The sequence below is a fragment of the Pseudoalteromonas sp. MER144-MNA-CIBAN-0113 genome, from assembly GCF_040308965.1.
GTDB lineage: Bacteria > Pseudomonadota > Gammaproteobacteria > Enterobacterales > Alteromonadaceae > Pseudoalteromonas > Pseudoalteromonas tetraodonis.
Genome location: NZ_JBEOOG010000332.1, coordinates 1 through 275, shown reverse-complemented (window position 1 = coordinate 275; position 275 = coordinate 1). Strand labels below are relative to the sequence as shown.

Genomic DNA, 275 nt, shown 5'->3' with positions numbered 1-275 from the left:
ATCGATAATCGCCCTGTTGATATTTTCGTCGCACTCATCGTACCAGATGGCGATAACCAGCAGCACTTAAAGACTCTAGCAACCATTGCTGATAAACTAAACAACAAAGATTTTTGTAAACAGTTACGCAGTGCAAAATCAGATACTGAGCTTTACCAAGTTATTGTCAATCAATCATAGTTTTATAAAGGGTGTTAAATGGAGTTAATTATCATAAGCGGCCGTTCTGGTTCTGGAAAGTCGGTTGCTTTACGCGTTGTAGAAGATTTAGGTTA

Annotated in this window: 2 protein-coding genes; both read left to right on the top strand. The window is 38.2% G+C overall.

The genetic code is table 11. From position 1 onward, the window contains the following. Positions 1-180, top strand: a 180-nt coding sequence (locus tag AAEY57_RS19920) for a PTS sugar transporter subunit IIA (protein ID WP_350608654.1), incomplete at its 5' end; no start/stop codon positions are given. Between the two features lie 18 nt (positions 181-198). After that, a partial coding sequence (locus tag AAEY57_RS19915; protein WP_350608655.1) for an RNase adapter RapZ occupies positions 199-275 on the top strand: 77 nt, incomplete at its 3' end.